10 protein-coding genes and 2 pseudogenes are annotated in these 15,018 nt (G+C 65.7%); 2 read left to right on the top strand and 10 right to left on the bottom strand.

The window, feature by feature from the left end:
- Positions 1–217 precede the first annotated feature (217 nt).
- A complete protein-coding gene (locus tag I1A62_RS03365; protein WP_219454095.1) occupies positions 218–652 on the top strand; it encodes a hypothetical protein in 435 nt (144 codons plus the stop codon).
- Entirely contained in the window at positions 652–1,128 is a 477-nt protein-coding gene (locus I1A62_RS03360) for a hypothetical protein (protein WP_219454093.1), read from the top strand. The genes I1A62_RS03365 and I1A62_RS03360 overlap by 1 nt, the downstream gene beginning before the upstream one ends.
- Positions 1,129–1,433: 305 nt before the next feature.
- Here the strand turns inward: I1A62_RS03360 and I1A62_RS03355 are convergent.
- The 10 genes and pseudogenes from I1A62_RS03355 to I1A62_RS03310 form a co-directional block, all read right to left on the bottom strand.
- A pseudogene (locus I1A62_RS03355) lies at positions 1,434–2,422 on the bottom strand (tyrosine-type recombinase/integrase).
- An 86-nt stretch (positions 2,423–2,508) separates the two neighbouring features.
- Positions 2,509–3,221: pseudogene (locus tag I1A62_RS03350) on the bottom strand (IS1380 family transposase); the annotation flags it as partial.
- Between the two features lie 807 nt (positions 3,222–4,028).
- Positions 4,029–5,924: an AMP-binding protein gene (locus I1A62_RS03345; RefSeq protein WP_219454092.1), complete on the bottom strand. Its 1,896-nt coding sequence runs from the start codon at positions 5,922–5,924 to the stop codon at positions 4,029–4,031.
- A 36-nt stretch (positions 5,925–5,960) separates the two neighbouring features.
- Complete coding sequence (locus tag I1A62_RS03340; protein WP_219454090.1) at positions 5,961–7,622, bottom strand: class I adenylate-forming enzyme family protein; 1,662 nt, start codon at positions 7,620–7,622, stop codon at positions 5,961–5,963.
- Between the two features lie 21 nt (positions 7,623–7,643).
- Complete coding sequence (locus I1A62_RS03335) at positions 7,644–8,798, bottom strand: acyl-CoA dehydrogenase family protein (RefSeq protein ID WP_219454089.1); 1,155 nt, start codon at positions 8,796–8,798, stop codon at positions 7,644–7,646.
- Positions 8,799–8,835: 37 nt separating this feature from the next.
- On the bottom strand, positions 8,836–9,633 hold the full coding sequence (locus I1A62_RS03330) for an enoyl-CoA hydratase/isomerase family protein (protein WP_257890401.1): 798 nt from the start codon (positions 9,631–9,633) through the stop codon (positions 8,836–8,838).
- Positions 9,634–9,666: 33 nt separating this feature from the next.
- The gene (locus I1A62_RS03325) at positions 9,667–11,448 is read right to left on the bottom strand and encodes an acyclic terpene utilization AtuA family protein (protein WP_219454085.1); all 1,782 of its coding nucleotides are present in this window, start codon (positions 11,446–11,448) and stop codon (positions 9,667–9,669) included.
- The gene (locus I1A62_RS03320; protein WP_219454084.1) at positions 11,445–12,254 is read right to left on the bottom strand and encodes a TIGR03084 family metal-binding protein; all 810 of its coding nucleotides are present in this window, start codon (positions 12,252–12,254) and stop codon (positions 11,445–11,447) included. Before I1A62_RS03320 ends, I1A62_RS03325 begins: the two co-directional genes overlap by 4 nt.
- Positions 12,254–13,018 carry an enoyl-CoA hydratase/isomerase family protein gene (locus I1A62_RS03315; RefSeq protein WP_219454082.1) on the bottom strand — a complete coding sequence of 255 codons (765 nt, stop codon included), beginning with the start codon at positions 13,016–13,018 and terminating at the stop codon, positions 12,254–12,256. Before I1A62_RS03315 ends, I1A62_RS03320 begins: the two co-directional genes overlap by 1 nt.
- Positions 13,015–15,018, bottom strand: coding sequence for a biotin carboxylase N-terminal domain-containing protein (locus I1A62_RS03310; RefSeq protein ID WP_219454080.1), 2,004 nt, complete (start codon positions 15,016–15,018; stop codon positions 13,015–13,017). The genes I1A62_RS03315 and I1A62_RS03310 overlap by 4 nt, the downstream gene beginning before the upstream one ends.

Below are 15,018 nucleotides of genomic sequence, written 5' to 3'. Positions count from 1 at the left end.
CTGCGCTCCTCCGTGGGGCGAGAAGTGCTGTGAGGTCGCGTTCGGGTTGTTCCGCGGTGATGGTGGGGGCGCATACTGGCATGTGTGTTTCGGTCGATCGCGGTCGCTCTACGGTGCCGGTGAGCCCGCACAGTAGCTTGCGACGGCCCTGGGGGTGAGTTGAGTCCAGTGGTTCACAGCAAACCCGCCTGCAGGGCGAGATACGGATCAACCCGCGATGACGATTTCCCCCACGGTTCTGGTCGAGGACAATGTCCAGATGGACCCCTGGCACCCACGCGCCGCCGGCCCGCAGCGACGACGCGCCTTCAGCGCCGCCGACAAGCTCGCCCACCTGACTGCCTATGAACAGGCCTGCGAGAGCAACGGCGGAGGCGCGTACCTGCGCCGCGAAGGCCTGTACTCGTCCCTGATCAGCGAGTGGCGCAAACAACGTGATGCCGGCGTCCTCGACGGCAAGAAGCCCGGCGACAAGATCGGCAAACTCACCACCGAGCAGGCCGAGATCGCACGCCTCAAACGCGAGTTGGAGAGAGCGAACAAGCGACTGGCCACCACCGAGACTGCGCTGGAAATCATGGGAAAAGCACATTCGCTCTTGGAGCAACTCTCCGAGAGCGCGGATGTGGACGAGCAGCGCAAGAAACGTTGATGCGCACCCACCACGAACTCACCGATTCCGGTGTAACAACAAGGGATGCAACCAAACTGACGTGGATCATTCGATCCACCGCGGCACGGGACAAGACCCGGCCCGCGGCACCGGATCCGACCGCCGCTGCAGTCACGCGCACCCCGGAGAACAAGCTCACCGACGCCGAACGCCGGACTGTCCTCGACGTTCTCGACAGTGACCGGTTCGTCGACCGAGCCCCGGCCGAGGTCTATGCCCAACTCCTCGACGAGGGCATCTGTCTTTGCTCGGTCTCGACGATGTATCGGATCCTGCGGGAAAACGCGCAGGTTACCGACCGTCGACGGCAGGCCCGCCACCCCGCCCGGGCCTGTCCGGAACTGGTGGCGACCGGACCGCGGGAGGTGTACTCGTGGGACATCACTAAACTTCCAGGCCCAGTCAAGGGCACGTATTTCGACGCGTACGTGATGATCGACATCTTCTCCCGCTAGATCGTCGACGCCCACGTCCAGTCCCACGAGTCGGGGCTACTCGCTGCCGAGATGATGACCGAAACCTTTGCTGTGCACGGAATACCGAACGTCGTGCACGCCGACCGGGGAACCTCGATGACCAGCAAGACCGCCGCCACCCTGCTCGCCGATCTCGAGGTCACCCGCTCGCATTCTCGGCCGCGAGTATCCAACGACAACCCCTATTCGGATTATGCCGGGTCTGTGATTATGCCGAGCACGAACCCGTGTGAGCGGGTTAGCGCTGTCGGAGGACTGCCACGGGCTGAACCGTTCGGGATAATTCAGAGTGTGTCGAGGTAGGCAAGCAGCGAGTCAGAAGGTCGGTAGCGGTTCGGAGTAATTTCTGGAGGTGTGGTCCTGTCCAGTGCGCGTTGTTTGAGGGCGAGGTCGGCGTGCATATAGATCTGCGCTGAGGCGATGCTTTCGTGGCCGAGCCACAGCGCGATTACCGAGATGTCCACTCCTGCTTCGCGTAAGAACATGGCGGCGCTGTGGCGAAGGACGTGAGGGGTGATTCGTTTGGTCGCCAGCGATGGGCAGCGAGATGCCGCGGCGGTGGCGTGTTTGTTCACCAGCCCTTCAACGGCGTCGGTGCTCAGCGGTGTGCCATGTCGGCTCGGGAACAGTGGGGAGCCGGGTTGGGCATCATGCGCTTTCAACCACTCTCGCAGCGTGGTGACGGTGCCGGCGGTCAAAGGCGTGGATCGCCGTTTTCGGCCCTTGCCGCGACAACGAACGTGAGGCCCGGTTGTCAGCACCACATCTTCGCGGCGCAGACCAGTGAGTTCGGCGACACGTAAACCGGTTTGGACTGCAACGGTGAGTAGCGCGTGGTCGCGTCGACCGATCCAGGTGTCTCGGTCGGGAACGGAGAGGATCGCCTCGACCTCTTCCTTGGTGAGGAACGCAACGATCACTCGATCGAACCGCTTGTGTGGGATCGACAGGACACGCGAGATCAGATCGGCGTGTTCGGGGTGCTCGAGCGCGGCAAACCGGAACAGCGAATGGATCGCGGCGAGGCGGGCGTTGCGGGTTCGTATGCTGTTGCCCCGCTCGGCTTCCAGATGGGTGAGGACGCGCCGATCGTCGGGGCATCGAGGTCGGTGAAGTCGAAGCTCGCCGGAGCGAGCTTCTTTCTGTCGGCAATGAACTCGAGGAGCAGCCGGAACGTGTCACGGTAGGCCGCGACGGTGGCCGGGCTGACCTGCCGTTGGGTTAAGAGGCGGTCGGTGAAGAACTTCTGCAAGGTGGGTGCGAGGGGACTCATGGCAGGTCTCCGAGGAACTCTTCGAGACGCCTTCCGATGATGGCGAAGAGTTCGGGTGCGGCTTCGAGATACCAGTTATTCCGACGTCCCCATAACGCCGAATCGACGCGCACCAGCACTTTCGTGTGGGCTCGGCAGCTGATTCGGTGCTGTGCGTGCGGAGTCGGTCGACGGTGGCCAGGGCGTCGGTGACCATCCGGGCGGCGCCCCGCGGCGAGCCGCACGCTCCGCGCCGCAGCCGCTGGCCCACGATCACCGGCGCGCAGGTGTCGGTGGTGACCGTGGCGAGCAGTGCGTTCAGTCCGCGGACCCCAAAGTATCCGTATCCGGAGCCTTGTCTGCTGTGGCCGTGGACCTCGATGATCGTATCGTCGATATCGACCAGCACCCGCCCGGTGTCGATGCCCGCGACCAGCGGTGATCGCTGCGCGAGCGCGCACAGGAACCGCGAGGCGACGGCATCGAGCTGCCGGACGTGCCCGAAGGTGAATTCGCGGAGAAACGATCCCAGCGTCGACGGTGCATAGGGGCGGTCGAAGACGGTCCCCATCGCCCCGTGCCGCAACATCGCCAGGTCGGCGATGCTGTCGGCGCCGGCGACCATCCCACCAACCAGGGACCCGACCTTGCGGCCGGCGTGGGCCCCTTTGTCGGTCGGCACGCTCAGGTGCTGATCGGCGAGGGTGAGCAGGCCGCTGGCCTGCGCCAATGCCATCACTGGGACCAGTCCTGCGATCGACACCAGATTGGGGTCGTCGAACCTGGCCGCCGCGACGGGCCGGGTGTGAGATAGTTGCATCCGCGAGATGCCCTTCTGTGTGGCTGAATCTGACCCTAGAGAATTCTTATTCTTCCACTACGACAGGGCATTTCGCCCTTATGACACTCTCAGGCGCTCCTACCGATCGGTGCTTCCAGGCTTAGTGATGCACCTCTTCGCTCGGCGAAACTCCTGAGATCGAGCATAAGCACCACCCTGCCCGGTCCGCGAGCGGACCTGCACGAACACCCAGACGCCGCTCTCCGCTCAACACTCCCGCCCCGTGCCGCGGCACAGCAACGCCCCCTGGCGCGCACAATCCCCGGGCCGGCCGCAGCCCGGCACCCTTCCATCCCGACCCAAGGCTCACACACCCGCACCGCCCTACACTCCGGAGCAGGCCCGCTCACCGGCTGTACTCATCTCGCCGTTGCGCCGCGAAGTGGCACACGCGCTACCATCGCCCGCCGAGCGCGGCGGCCACCACGACACACCCACTGCTGCGGCAGCAATCCTGGTATCGGCGAGGCACTCCTCGACATGCATCGGGTTTGGTGCAATTTCATGGCGAACATCGAGGCAGCGAGCGGGGCCGCCACAGCCGCCTATCGCTTCCCAAGTCCAGGCGTCGTCGAGCATGTCGCCCTTCCGATCGGTGCACACTGCGTCGCCACATCCAGGACGGCCGCACCCCGCGCCGCCGTGGTCGCGGGGTCGGTTGCGCATATGATCGCGACGCCCAGTGCCCGGAGCCAGGGTAGAAGTCGATCTCCATGGTCAGCGCTTGTGAGAGCTACTCAAGGGCCTTCAGCTTCTCCATCAGTGCCATCGCGTCCTCCTGGTTTGTCACTGTGCGAGATCCGGGCTCAGTCGTTCGTGTAGCCCGACGAGGACGCCGGAATCGTCGATGGTCGAGGGCACCGTGTACTCCTCTCCCGCAGTGATGTGCCGCATGACCTTCCGGAGGATCTTGCCGGACCTCGTCTTCGGCAACGCGTCGACCACGGTGAGGTCGCGGAACGCCGCGACTGCGCCGATTCGGTCCCGGACCAGTTGCACCACTTCTGCTCTCAGTTTTTCCGGGGCGACGGTGGCGTCCGCCTTCAGCACGACGTAACCGCTCGGGCGTTGCCCTTTCAGCTGGTCGGCGATACCGATGACGGCGCACTCGGCCACCGCCGGGTGCGCCGACACGACGGCCTCCATCCTTCCGGTGGAGAGCCTGTGTCCGGCGACGTTGATGACGTCGTCGCTGCGGCCGAGGACGAACAGGTATCCGTCTTCGTCGAGGTACCCGGAGTCACCCGTGGAATACTTCCCGGGGAACGCCGCGAGGTAGGACCTCTGAAATCGGTCCTCTCCGCGCCACAGGCCGGCGAGAGTTCCCGGAGGCAGGGGTAGACCGATCACGATGCTGCCTTCCACACCCGGCCCGACGGGCTCGCCGGATTCGTTCACGACCTGGACGTCGTAGCCGGGCATCGGGACGCTGGAGGATCCCGGTTTGACCGGCATTCCATCCATCCCCCAGGGATTCGCGCTGATCGCCCAGCCGGTCTCGGTCTGCCACCAGTGATCGATCACCGGTAGGCCCAACGCCGTCGTGGTCCACTCGTAGGTGCTCGGGTCGAGCCGTTCGCCTGCGACGAAGACGGCCCGCAATCCAGTCAGGTCGTGGTCGGCGGCCAGTGCAGCGTCCGGGTCCTCTTTGCGGATGGCCCGCAGCGCCGTGGGAGCGGTGAAGAGCGCATTCACGTGGTGGTCGGCGGCTACTCGCCAGAACGCGCCGGCATCCGGGGTTCCGGTGGGCTTGCCCTCGTACAGCAGCGTGGTGGCGCCGACCAGCAGTGGAGCATAGACAATGTAGGAGTGCCCGACGACCCAGCCCACGTCGGATGCTGCCCACATGACCTCGCCGGGGCCGATTCCGTAGATGTTGCGCATCGACCACGTCATCGCCACCGCATGTCCACCGTTGTCGCGCACGACGCCCTTGGGTTTGTCGGTGGTCCCCGAGGTGTACAGGATGTACAGCGGATCGGTGGCGCGTACCGGCACCGGGTCTGCTGGCAGAGCGTCCGCGATCGCGGCATCCCAGTCCAGCCAGCCCTGGTCCGGTGCCGCCGTGAACCCCTCGCGTCGTTTGGCGATCACAGCTTTCGGTGCTCGTTCGGACAGGCGCAGCGCTTCCGACACGATCGGAAGGTACTCGACCCTGCGTGTCGGCTCGAGGCCACCGCTCGCAGTGACAAGGGCGACCGGTTCGGCGTCGTCGATTCGCTTCGCGAGTTCTTCTGCGGCGAAGCCACCGAAGACGACGGAGTGCACCGCCCCGATGCGAGCACAGGCGAGCATCGCGATCACGGTCTCGGGAATCATCGGCATGTAGATGACCACGCGATCACCGGTGACCACATCCTGCCCGGACAGCACTCCCGCGAAACGGGACACCTCGTCGAGCAGTTCCCGGTAGGAGTAGGTCCGTTGGGTTGGGACCATTGCGGAGTCGTAGACCAGGGCCGTCCGGTCGCCGTGACCCGCAGCCACATGGCGGTCCAGCGCGTTGACGCAGGTGTTCAGTGTCCCATCGGGGAACCAGGTACCAGAGGATGTGCCCTCGTGTGACAGCGCTCGACTGGGCTTGACGTACCAGTCGACGGCCTCGGCGGCGGAGAGCCAGAACGACTCCGGGTCTTGGAGGCTCTGCCGGACCGCCTCGGAGTAGGTGTTCGGGTTGGTCATCGTCACGGGCCTTCGGTGAGAGGGAGTGGCATGGGGCTACTGCGCATACAGCGTGGAATATGCCTGGCGAAGTTTGTATTTGAGGATCTTTCCGCCCACGGTGTCGGGAAGCGAGTCGACGAACTCGACCCGCTTCGGGGTCTCGAAACCCGCCAGTCGAGTACGGGCGAAATTGATGATCTCCGTCGCGGTGACGTCCGACTCCTCGGTCACGATTACCATGGCCGTGACTGCCTCACCCCACTGTTCGTGCGGCAATCCGACCACCGCCGCGCGTGCCACAGCGGGGTGTTGCATCAGAACCGCCTCCACCCGGAGTGTCGACACGTTCTCGCCGCCCGTCTTCACGATGTCCTTGTACCGGTCGACCATGATGCGTTGGCCGCTCTCCCCGATCGCGCAACTGTCACCGGAGTGGAACCATCCGCCTGCGAACGCCTCGGCAGTTGCCTGCTCGTTGCGGTAGTAGCCGGAGAACAGCGCGGGCGTTCGGTACACCGCCTCGCCGGGTCCGTCGTCGGGCCCGGCGACCTGCGTACCGAACGGGTCGACCACCTTGGACGCGAGAATGGGGCTGGGGACCCCGACGTAGTTCTCCTGCGGCGCGGTCCGCTCGTAGAGTTCGGACCAACTGTCCGGCCAGAATCGGTGGCATGCAATGGATTCTGTCTGGCCGAAGATCGCGAGGACCTGGAACGAGTCACCGCAGTGTCTCCGCATCGCCGCGAAGGTCCGGGGCGGGAGCGCCGCCCACCCGTACACGGCGACGGTCAGACTCGATGCGTTCAGTTCCGGATGCGCATCGAACGTGTCGGCGACCGCACCGATCATCGCGGGCGATCCTCCCCACAGCGATGTCACCTTCTCGCGGTCGATTGCCCTAGCGATCGCCACGGGATCCGGCCGACGTCCGAGGACCAGGGTGCCGCCGTTGAGCAGAACCGAGATGTTGAACAGGTGGTCGCCGACGTGGTAGATCAGTGGCAGGAAGCTGCACTGCACGATGTCGGACTCGTGCCGGAGCCCCCTCGTCAGCGGGGCATTGAAGTTAAATCCCGCGTAGTAGGTGGTGTGGTGGGAGAGCATGACTCCCTTCGGCGCGGCGGTGGTGCCCGAGGTGAAGAGGATCTGCCAGATGTCGTCACCGTGAATCGTTGTGTCCGGTTCGGTGTCCGGACTGTCGGCGCAGAAGTCGGCGAAGGTGGCGCTGCCGTCGATGGTGCCGCCGCCGATCGCAATGGTGATGCCCGCGCGCACTGCCCGGCTGGCGAACACCTCGGCGTTGGGAGCCCAGTGTTCGGCGTCGACCACGAGGAACTTTGGTTCCACGAGGTCGATCAGTTGCCCGACGATGTCGGGGGCCATCATCGTGTTGACCGGTGCGCACACCAAACCGGCTTTGGCGACGGCGAGCTTGGTGAGCCACGCCTCGACGGAGTTGTCGCACAGCATCATGACGACATCGCCGCGCGTCAAACCCTGTGCGATCAGAGCGTTGGCGAATCGGTTGGCTTTGTCGTTCGCCTGCCGGTAGGTCAGGCGTTCGTTCTCCGGGTGGGCGAACGCCCCTTCCCAGCCCACGATCGCGGTTTTGTCCGGGGTGCTCCAGGTCAGTCGCTCGAGAAGGTCTCCGACCGATGTTCGGTCCCAGCGGTTGTCGGCACGGCGATCGACGAGATCGCTCACATTGATGGCCATCGGGTTCCTTCGTGTTGAGTTCTAGTAGGACCTGGGCAGCGCCAGGCTGTGCTGGGCGACGTAGTTGAGGATCATTTCCCGGCTCACCGGAGCGATGCGTAGCAACCTCGCGACACTCCACTGCGGCAGCAGCCCGTACTCGACGCTGAGACCGTTGCCGCCATGGGTCTGAATCGCAGTCTCCACAGCACCGACCGCAGCTTCGGCGGCGGCGTACTTGGCGACATTCGACGCCTCGGCCGCCGGCTGACCGGTGGCGTGCAGCCACGCTGCCCGCGCCGTCGCCATCGCGGCGAGGTCGACCTCGATCTTCGCCTTGGCGAGGGGATGAGCCACACCCTGGTGCGCTCCGATCGGCGTGCCCCAGACCGACCGCGTGCGCGCGTACGCGGCACCTCTTTCGACGGCGAAGCGTCCAATACCCACACACACGGCCGCGCCGGTGATCCGCTCCGGATTCAAGCCGTCGAACACCTGACGGAAGCCCTCGTCCTGCACACCGAGCAGGCTGTCGGCCGGAATCCGGACGTTGTCGAAGTGCAGTGTGAACTGCTTCTCCGGGAGGCTTGCCGCCACGGGCAGTACGTGCGCGACCAGGCCAGGTGTGTCGGTAGGCACGAGGAACAAGGAGAGCTTCGAGCGCCCGGTCGCCTCGTCACGGCCGGTCCGAGCGACGACCACGATCGCGCCGGCCTCGTCGACCCCGGAAATGTAATACTTGGAGCCATTGAGGACGTAGTCGTCACCGTCGCGGCGTGCGGTGGTCGAGACGTTGTGGGTGTTCGATCCCGCATCGGGTTCGGTGATGGCGAACACCACCTTGGTCTCCCCTGCCGCCATCCGGGGTAGCCATGTCTGCCGCTGCTGGTCGTTTCCGTACTTCGCGATGAGCTCTCCGGAGATCGCGCTCGACACGAGGAGCAGCAACAGAGGGCAGCCATGGGCAGCGGTCTCCTCGCACACCAGTGCCAGTTCGGTCATCCCGGCCCCACCACCTCCGTACTCCTCGGGGAGGTTGATGCCAATGAAGCCGCTGTCGGCCAGGGCCTTCCACAACTCGTCGGTCGGCTGGTGGGCCGCCGCCCGCTCGGCGAAGTAATCCGGTCCGAACTTGTCCGTGATGGCGCCGACCGCACTGCGAATGGCACGGTGTTCTTCTGATTCGGCGAAATTCATTACTACTCCTTGTGAATAGAGCGGCTAGGTCCAGTGACTACTCGTGATCGGCCGGGAGAACGGATGGACGATCCGGTTCCGGAGGGCTCTGGGGAACCCCGAACTCCGCGAAACCCGACGTGGCTCCGCTCCTGCGCAAGGCCGCGGTTTGAAGGGCGGACTCGAGCGCCAGCGCCCCCTGGAGGCTTCCGTCGCTGGAGGTGTTCACAGCCTTCTTCGTCATCGCGATGACGAAGTCGTCGTACTCGGCGATCTCGGCGGCAAGCTCGACCGCGCGGGCCAGGGTGGACTGCGCATCGCCGCTGACCTCGTTGACCAATCCGATCTCCAGTGCCCGTTCGGCTCCCACGACCGGCGCCCGCAGCATGAGATCCTTCGCCCGACGTGCGCCGATCAGGCGAGGGAGCAGATACGCGGCACCAACATCCGGGATGACGCCTCGACGGACGAAGACCTGGCAGAACCGGGCATCCGTCGAGCAGATCACGAGGTCACACGCCATGGCGAGGTTGAAGGCGGCACCGTAGGCGACTCCGGAGACCGCCGCGACCACAGGGAGCCTGCTCGACCATATTTCTGTGAGTACGTCATGGAACGCCGACATCAGCCCGTCTTCGGCGAAACCGTCGGTGTCGGCGATCGTGTCCAGGATGGAGCGGACATCCCCGCCTGCCGAGAAGTTGCCGCCGACCCCGGTCAGCACGACTGCGCCGAGGGCCCGGTCCGATGCCGCGGATCGAAGTGCCCGGGTGAGTGCCACGGCCGTGTCGACGGACATCGCATTCAGCTTTTCCGGGCGGTCGAAGGCCAGGACGCGGACACGACCCTCGTCCATGAAGGTTAGGTGAGTCACGTCGGACACACCACCCTACGGATTCACGAGCGCGTCCGGGACCGGTGTGTACCGGGCCCGCAGGTATTCGCCGAGCCCCTTCGCCTGCGCGTCGGGGCGGGTGGACGATGCGACCCCGTCGCCGAGGAATCCGTCGATCACGAAGTTCAGTGCCCGCAGGTTCGGGAATTCGTGGCGCCGCACCCGCAGACCCGCCGCTTCCGGAACGAGTTCGGCGAACTTCTCGACCGTCAAGTGTCCCCACAACCAGGCCCAGCGATCCTCGGTGTCCGTCCAGACGCCGACATTCGCCTTTCCGCCCTTGTCACCCGAGCGGGCGGCGGCGACGGCCCCGAGCGGGCGGCGGGTGGTCGGACCGGGATTCGAAGCCGGAGGCGAGGACACCGTGGTCGAGTCGGTGGAACGCGCGTCCGGCACCCCGGGCGTGTGCGGAATTGTCTCCCGGGAGCCGTCGTCGTGCACGACGACGTGGTCCACCTCTGTTGCCGGGACCAACGCCGGCCAGTAGACGCCGAACTCGGTCGCGGACGAGGGCGGCGTCGTGGTGTGGAAGCCCGCGTATCCGCCGAGCGCGAGTTCCATCACGGCACCGGAGAACGCCCTGTCCACCTTGTTGCGGTCCCGATCCTTGACCGTGACACGCAGGTGCGCCGTCGACTGTGCCGTCGTTGCCGGGTCGGAGCTGTCGAACCGCAGCAGTTGTATATCGACGTCGTCGAATGCGTCACGGCCACCGAGGATCTCGAACAATTCATCGGTGGCCCAATTCGCCTTCTCCTCGATGTCGAGGCCGGTCAGAACCATCGTCATCGTGTTCCGGAAGCCGCCCACGTAGTTCATCGCCACCTTCAGCGTGGTCGGCGGTGGAGAGCCTTTGACGTTCGAGACCCGCACCCGCGTCGCATCCTCCTGCTCTACGACCGCGGTGTCGAAATGAGCGACGACGTCGGGATTGAGGTACTGCGGATGGTCGACCTCGTACAGCACCTGTGCTGTCACGGTCCCGACCGATACCAACCCGCCGGTGCCGGGGTGCTTGGTGATCACGAAACTGCCGTCGTGCGCTACCTCGGCAATGGGGAACCCGGGATACCGTCGGTCGATGACCTCGTGGATCTGCGAGTAGTTGCCGCCGGTCGCCTGCGGTCCGCATTCGATGATGTGGCCGGCGAGAACAGAGCCGGCGAGCGCGTCGAAGTCGTGCCGCTTCCAGCCGTGCCACCAGGCACTGGCACCGACCACGAGCGACGCGTCGGTCACCCGTGGGCAGATCACGATATCAGCGCCGCCTGCCAGGGCGGCGGCGATGCCCCATCCCCCGAGGTACACGTTTGCCGACACCGGATCCACGTCGACAGCGGCGAGGTCGATTCCCTTATCCAGGTGCCGGAGGCGATGTCCCTGGGCCTGCAGGTCGGCGAGGTGGGGATGAATGTCGTCGCCCTCGACGTGTGCCACCGCGACGTCGACGCCGAGTTCTGCTGCGAGCTTGCGAACCTGTGCGGCGAGTCCGGCGGGGTTCAGGCCGCCGGCGTTAACCACGATCTTGATGTTCTTGTCGACGCAGTCGACGAGGACCTGCTGCATCTGGGTCAGGAATGTCTTGGCGTATCCGGCATCGGGGTCCTTCTTCCGCGCCTTCCACAGGATGAGCATCGTCAGCTCGGCGAGGTAGTCGCCCGTGATGACGTCGACCGGTCCCCCGTCGACCATCTCCCGGAACGCCGCGATCCGGTCGCCGTAGAAACCGGACGCGTTGCCGATGCGCACCGGTCGACGATGTTTCGCGCTGGTCATGAGTGCCTCCCGGTGGTGGTCAGTGGTGCCCGGCCCGGACCCGGCACGTTGGCGAACGCCTGGGCGATCGACATCCAGGACGCGGCGACAGAGCCGGTGACGGTGAGTGCGGTATCGGAGATGTGGCGTCGTTGGGTGACGACGATGACGAAATCCTCGGCGGGACCGGATACGACGTTCGCGGCGTCCTCCGGCCCCCAGGTCCACACCGACTCCCCGTCCGGAGCGCGCAGCTCGACGCGGACCGGTTGGGTGGGCACCTCTCGGTCGTTGAGCCGGTGCACGAAGCTGAAAGTGCTCACACCGAGGTGGGCGATGCTTCGCAGTCCGATGCTGGGCGGGTGCGGCACGGCCAGGGTGTCGTAGACGTCCTGGCCGTGCGCCCACGTCTCCATCAGACGGGCGGTCGCGGACGACGCGGCGCTCATGTCGGGCCCGTACCAGGGTGCGCGGGTGCGCGGCTCGGTCTCGGCAAGCACCGCGAGCAGCTCACCGCGAACGCGTACGAACCAGTCGAACAGCTCACCGGCGGGCATGCTGCGGGACTCTGCCGCGATCCGGTCGGGGAAGTCCGTGCCACCTGCCGTCAGTGCGGCGGCCTCCTCTATGAACCGCTCCGGCTCGCGGATCGCGGCGGTGGCCGTCTCGTCGAAGTACGCGAGATGCGACACCTGGTCCCGGATCGACCACCCGATCGCGGGCGTGCCCCGGTCCCAGTCCTGCTCGGCCAGGTCGCGCAGAACACCGATGATGCCGTCGGATTCGACCTTCAGTTCCTCGAGCAGCGCGGGGTAATCGAGTGTCATCAGTGCGCCTTCCAGACCGGCTTGCGCTTCTCGCGGAATGCGCGCATGCCCTCTTGGGCGTCGTCACTGTGATAGACCGGTTCCCAAATCTGCTCGGCACGATCGAAGGCGTCTGTGAGCGAGTGTTCCGCCGTCAGTCGGATGGTCTTCTTGCCTGCCCCGACCGACAGCGGAGCGTTGGCGGCGATCTGCTCGGCGAACTGCTGTGTGACCGAACGCAGTTCGCCGGGCTCGGCGATCTTGTTCACGAGCCCGACCTCGTATGCGCGCGCCGCCGTCAACGGGGCTCCGGTCAGGACGATCTCCATGGCGATGCGCGGTGGGATCATCCACGACAGTGGCGCGGCCCAAGGCGAGCCGCGTCCGATCTTGACCTCGGAGATGGAGAATGTGGCTGTCGCCGAGGAGATGCAGAGATCACACGTCTGCGCGAGGAGGAAGCCGCCGCCGAACGCGGCCCCGTTGACCGCGGCGATCGTCGGCTTGTCGACCTGAATGTTGCGTCCGAACTGCGGCACGAAGTCGACCGGCGGCACGGTCAGCTGATTGTCGGCCATCTCCTTGAGATCGCCACCGGCGCAGAACGCCTTCTCTCCGGAACCGGTGAGCACCAGCACCTTCGCCTGGTTGTCCTTGTTGAACTTGTGCACCCCGTCAAACAGTCCGTCACGGACCGCCTTGTTGAGACTGTTGCGCGCCTCAGGCCGATTGATCGTCAGCCAGGCGACGCCGTTGTCAACCTCGTACGTCACTTCGTTCGTCATGAGTTCTCGTCGTCCTCACTCTGGATGACGGCCAGCGTGGTGCCGGCGTCGACCTGTTGTCCTACGGTTACCGGGAGCTTGGCGACGATGCCGTCGCCGGGAGCCTTGATGGTGTGTTCCATCTTCATTGCCTCCAGGACGACGATCGCCTGTCCCGTGAACACCCGGTCGCCTTCGGCCACCTCGACACGCACCACCGTTCCCGGCATGGGTGCGATCAGCGACCCGGCCTCCTGGCGGCCTGCTGGGTCGGGGAAGCGTTCGACCTCGACGAGTTCGGTGTCGCCGAGCGAGCTGTGCACGTAGTGGGCACCGTTCACCCGCGAGACCCGGTAGCTGCGCCTGACCCCGTCGATGACCGCGTCGACGGCCTCCGGCGAGCGCGAGATCACGTCGACGTGATCGAACGTGACATCGCCCGCCGACGCGCGCAAGGTGCCGTGTCGGAGGCTGTACCGAACGTCGATCGTGTCCTCTCCGTGACTCAGCAGGAGCGACTGCGGCGCGCTGCGAACAGTGCGGAAGCCGGGTGGTAGGCCTGGGAGAATCGACGTCGTATCGCGGCGCTCGGTCATCGCGGCGAGGGCCGCCACGAGGGCGTGGACTGGTACGACACCGGCATTGGAGTTGGACTCCGTGAGTTCGGCGGCAGGGTGCCGCTCCAGGTACGCCGTATCGGAGACGCCGGCGCGGAACTCGTCCTCGCGCAGAATGGCGATGAGCAGATCTCGGTTGGTCGTGACACCGTGGATGAGTGACTCCTCGAGGGCGCGCGCCACCCGGTCGCAGGCATCGTCCCGATCGCGCCCGTAGCCGATCACTTTCGCCAGCATCGGGTCGTAGAAGGTGCTCACCTCGGAACCCGATTCGAATCCCGCGTCGACCCGCACCCCGGGAAAGTCCGGGATCTCGAACGTCGCCAGGGTTCCGGAGACCGGCATGAATCCAGCCGCGGCGTCCTCCGCGTAGAGACGCACCTCGACCGCGTGCCCGGAGAAGATGGGGTTAAGGATCTCGTCGGGGAGGGGATTGCCGGACGCGACCAGGATTTGGCCGCGCACCAGGTCGGTGCCTGTGACCATCTCGGTGACCGGGTGCTCGACCTGGAGACGGGTGTTGACCTCGAGGAAATAGAAGGCGCCGTCCGGCGCCATCACGAACTCGACCGTGCCCGCGCCCTCGTAGTCCAGTGCCTTGCCCGCCGACACCGCGGCCTGACCGAGAGCAGCCCGGAGCTCGTCGTCGACCGCGGTCGACGGCGATTCCTCGACGATCTTCTGGTACCGCCGCTGGATGGAGCACTCGCGTTCACCGAGGTGTACGACATTCCCGTGTCGATCGCCGAAGATCTGAACTTCGATGTGCCTCGGCGACTCGACGAACTTCTCCAGGAAGACGGTGCCGTTGCCGAAAGCCGATAGCGCCTCGCGGCGGGCGCTGCGCACCGCCTCGACGAGTTCGTCGGCGGTCCCGACGATTCGCATGCCGCGGCCACCGCCGCCGTACGCGGCCTTGACGAGCACCGGCAGACCGATGTCGGTGGCGGCTTTGCCCAGGCGGGCCGGGTCCTCGTCGGCCTCGCTCTCGACGACCATGCCGGGCAGGACGGGCACACCCGCCGCGGCCATGATGTTCTTCGCTTCAATCTTCGAGCCCATCGCGGCGATCGCCTCCGGCGAGGGACCGATGAAGATCACCCCGGCCGACTTACAGGCCCGTGCGAAATCCTCGTTCTCCGAAAGAAACCCATAACCCGGGTGGACGGCGTCGGCGCCAGTCACCCGGGCCGCATCGAGCACCAGGTCGGAGCGCAGATACGTATCGGCGGGGGCGGTGCCCGGTAGGTGGACCGATTCGTCGGCCAGCCGGACGTACGGCGCATCCCGGTCCGCGTCCGAGTACAGAGCCACGGTCGAGATGTCCATCTCCCGCGCGGTCCGGATGACCCGAGCGGCAATCTCGCCGCGGTTGGCAACGAGAATTTTCTTGATCTTCGACAT

It is taken from the genome of Rhodococcus sp. USK10, from assembly GCF_019378875.1.
In the GTDB taxonomy this organism is placed as follows: Bacteria; Actinomycetota; Actinomycetes; order Mycobacteriales; family Mycobacteriaceae; genus Rhodococcus_F; species Rhodococcus_F pseudokoreensis.
Note: the sequence above shows the minus strand (reverse complement) of the source record. Positions and strands in the feature narration are given on the sequence as shown.